At 48.1% G+C, this 3,915-nt stretch carries 2 protein-coding genes; both read right to left on the bottom strand.

The features are described 5' to 3' along the window. Window positions 1–19: 19 nt before the first annotated feature. Window positions 20–781 (bottom strand): hypothetical protein, encoded by a 762-nt coding sequence (locus AAH187_RS08960; RefSeq protein ID WP_342348110.1) that lies wholly within the window; start codon window positions 779–781, stop codon window positions 20–22. A gap of 15 nt (window positions 782–796) precedes the next feature. Further along, the coding region (locus AAH187_RS08955) for a hypothetical protein (protein WP_342348109.1) at window positions 797–3,915 on the bottom strand (3,119 nt) is incomplete at its 5' end.

Here is a 3,915-nt window from a genome sequence, read left to right as displayed (position 1 = left end):
ATCGCTGATGGTATAGGATTTAGGAGAGCTTGCCTTTCTCTTTGGCGAGGTCCGGGATGCCCTGAAGGAGAAGAGGAAGCAAGGCAATTACGGCAGGGAGGGCCGTCCGCAATTCTTCCTGGGTAAGAATTAACGCGACGATAATCGTTGCGAGCCCAATTCCTACGGGCACTTTTAGCGCGTTCCAGACACTATTACCCTTTTGGGCCTCTTGTTGGTGTAGCTCATCGCGTACGCTAACTATCTGAACGAATTTTCGAAAACTGGCATTCATGATCCGCAAATCCGGATTAAATTGGACGAGCCCTTTCCGAAGCAAGGGGTCTAGACCGGGGTGTCCCACATGAATAAAACGATCTCGGGATAAATGAAATAATGCGAGTTGTTCCTCCACCGTTAAGGACTGCCAAATTTCTTCGTAATAGGGTTGGGCCATTTGGAGGATGGAGGCTCTGACGGACTCATGGGAATGGTGTCGGTCGGCGGTGCCGCTTTGAGACAGAACATATTTTTTGAACGTGGTGGCGAAATTGTGAAGAACCGGGGTTTCTCCGCATTCTTCCAGTAATAGTTCATCCAAGGTGTTTGTAGCCTTGGGGGTGGCCTCGGTAGAAGGAGAAGTTGTCCGAATGTACATCATGGCAAAGGCTCCCCAGATGGCATGCCACCGGGTTTGCGGAAGACTGTGTTTGGTCTCTGGCGTATCAAATGGGAACGTTAACGGATTGACATTCGAAAGAATCGTGGTGGAAACCCGTGGTGTGTTGGCAATGGCTGACATGACAGAACTCCCTGGTTAGGTAGGCGAAGGAATTTTTGTGGTGACGGTCGTTGGTTGAACCTTGCCTCGAACCTCCGTCACCAGTGATTGCTTTTCTTGGTTTCCCGCGGGGCGCTGTTCTACTCTTGAGGGTATGTTGAAAAAGAATTCCAAGAATTCCAACTTTTGTTTATTGATGCCAGGATCTTTCCATTGATAATCCAGATGGTCAAGGATCACGTGAATGTTTTGGATGTTCTGTCGATATTTTTCCTGTATGCGGGAAATAAGAGCCCCCTGCCATTGGTCGGGTGAATGGGCTTTTAGATCAAAATACAGCACACCGGGATGGTTCATGTTTAAGTCTTTTGAGTGGGTGGTGAGAAAGTGTGTTTTCCCCTGTCCAGGAAATCCAATAAGAAGACGGTTCATCATGAGTTCTGGTGACTCGGTGGGAAAGAGGGACGAAAGCGTGGAGACCATTGGGGTACTATACGACAGGAACAGGGCGCGATCCGCAATAAATTTTGGAACCTTGCGTAACCAAGACCACACGAATCCTAGCATCAGCAAATAGCATAGAAATTTTCCGATTGTCAGATTGCTGATCTCGGGAAGGCTCCCGTTTAGGAACCATGGGGTTAAGCTGATGTTCCCTCCTAATCGAAGGTACCGGATGTGATTAGCGCCCACTGGGGGCCGTAGCTGGGAATAGAGAAATACCCGGCCATTGTTTTTATCCCATTGAATGTCCTCATTATTTTTGGCCTGTGGCCAAGAATCCCCCACAAATCCCCACAGGGAAACGTGTTTGAGAAGCGGGGTGAAAGGTTTACTCAGAAGGGCAAACAATCTCTCGAAACGTCCATGGCCCTCTGCAGGAAACGGGCTTCCTTCGGGACACAGATCCCAAGACGTGTTAAGAAAAAAGTCTGGATAGAATCCCAGGGAGTATTGGCTCACGGTATCTACGGAACCTGTTGATGGCGGTGTCGTCTCTTTTACACAATTTTCTGGGAAACCCACCCCATTAATGGAGGATGAGTGTTCCCATTCGGAACGGGAAATGGGAATTTTCCCGGAGACCTGAAAACTTTTAAAGGTTTCCAATAGTTGGTATTGGGAAAAAAGCGTGATTTCTTGATGGAAAATACTGGAAAAACATCCATAAGCGGGAATTACTCCTAAAAGGAGCAGACAGGACGTCAACATCAATGAATAACTATTGGGAAACGCCAATAGGGATAATTTTTGACCTGGTAAGAAAGATTGGGCTTGGTCCGTTGTTGGCAAAGATGGTGGCTGGCAATGTGTCATGGTGAGGGCGATTATTCCTCCCGCACATAACATTGGAACGAGCAGTCCGATACTTAATTGCCAACCAGGGTTTCCCGCACACCAAAAAATTCCAATCGTGCCAAGCAGAAACCATCCCAAATTATGAATCAAGATAGTTCGGTAGAAAAGATGGTTCCCCCGGTTTGGCCACAACCAGGGAGCTTTCCGGTGTCGGTTTTGACCTTTCAGCAGAATCCAAAGAAGCCAATAGACGACCAAAGACCACAAGCTATACAGACTTCCTGCCACCAGAAGTCCCACGAGGTTTACGGATCGAAGGATTTCCATATCCCGAAACACCACCAGTGACCATGGTACTGGCGATAGGGGGAGAACGTAAAAACTGGTTGGTTTCCCCCAATAAGAGCCCTCCGTATGTCCGGCTGTTCTTGCGGCCAGAAGATCTCGTAAAGTCGAATTCTCATCTGTCTCGATGAGAAACATTTCTTGAAGATTCCGCCTCTGTTCTGAGTGAAACAACACCCGATGGTCCGTCTCATCGATCACGGCAAACCCAGCATCAGGAGGAAGCACTAAATTATCCATGAGTGAGACCAATTTGAATTCTATAGCCGCCACCCATTTCCCACGTGATTCTTGTTGGCCAAGCCTACTAGGCATAGAGGCGACGACGGTATTCAACCCGGTTGTCCAGGAAGTAATCGGTTGTAGGAAAAAAGAATAAAACGATTGGAAAGAGTCTTCTGACGGGGATTTAGGCCATTGCCAAAGTTGTGTGGGGTGCTGGGTGACGGCGCTTACATACTGTCGCTTTCCTAAGGAAATGTTGTCGGTCATTCCTTGGGCAGGTTTCCCCGTGAAGGTGTCTCTGGCCCAATTAATTCGGAGCGATCCTTCAGGATCCATCCAGAAGGCGTAGAGAAAGTCGGTGTAATACCAAGGTTGTTCAGGCGAATGGGATATATTTTCTGGAGGACAAATCTTCTTGCTGGTGGATAGGGCGTTGACGGGCCGTATTCTCTTGGAATCACATTCTTTTTGGATGTGGCCATCTAACAAGACTGGTCGTAAGCCGACCTCTTTCGAGTTTGCTGGTGGTGTGGTAACTGCATGGAAGTCCTTCTGGAGGTAGTCACTGTGATCAAATTGTTCGAGCGTGGATAAAACAGAGAGCAGTTCGGCACTAAATCTGTTTTTAATAGTCTGGGCGGATTCTTCCAAGTGAAGTTGGAGGGACTGTTTTCCCTCCCAATAAATAGTGGTGTCCAGGGCTAAGAAAGTAACCAGCCCGGTCCCCAAGAGAGCCGATAATACGAGCCCAAGTAGATGAGTTAGGCGAAGAGGGTCAGTAGGATTTAAGATTTTTAAATGAAACAGAGGTATGGCGATGACCAGGCCCAAAAATCCGATCATCACCCCCAGAAGAAGTGTAGAGGAGATGGCCAGGGTATCATTGGTGAACGTGGCATCCTTTACCAATCCCACCAGAACCCACTTACCTGTTAATTCCCCTGGCAGGAGGATAGGGTGACTGAACCCTTGGTAGGATTGCCCAGGGACTTGGAAAAGAAAATGATTGTCTGCCACGGTAAGGTGATGCTCGACTTCCTGGTGAGGGGGAGCAGGGTTTGGATTCAAGAGATTCCCTAACCAGGATTGGGATGTCACGGGGTGAGCCCGTTCTTTCAAGTCATCCCACGAAAATTCTTTGGAGTCGGACTGAAAGAGAAGCGTGGCGGATTGAGAGGTTGTAGGGTGTAACGCAAAAAGAAGAACCTCGGAGAATATGGCTCTATTCGTGAGGCGTTGGAGAAAGGAACCCAAATTAATTTCCCCAACAATCTCTATAGCTGTAC

The organism is uncultured Nitrospira sp. (assembly GCA_902500695.1).
In the GTDB taxonomy this organism is placed as follows: Bacteria; Nitrospirota; Nitrospiria; order Nitrospirales; family UBA8639; genus Nitrospira_E.
The sequence above is the reverse complement of the archived record's forward strand: the minus strand, read 5'-3'. Positions and strand labels throughout refer to the sequence as shown.

What these genes read in the sequence shown, in the direction of transcription:
- AAH187_RS08960 (WP_342348110.1), bottom strand. Translation starts at nt 781, where the DNA reads ATGTCAGCCATTGCCAACACACCACGGGTTTCCACCACGATTCTTTCG.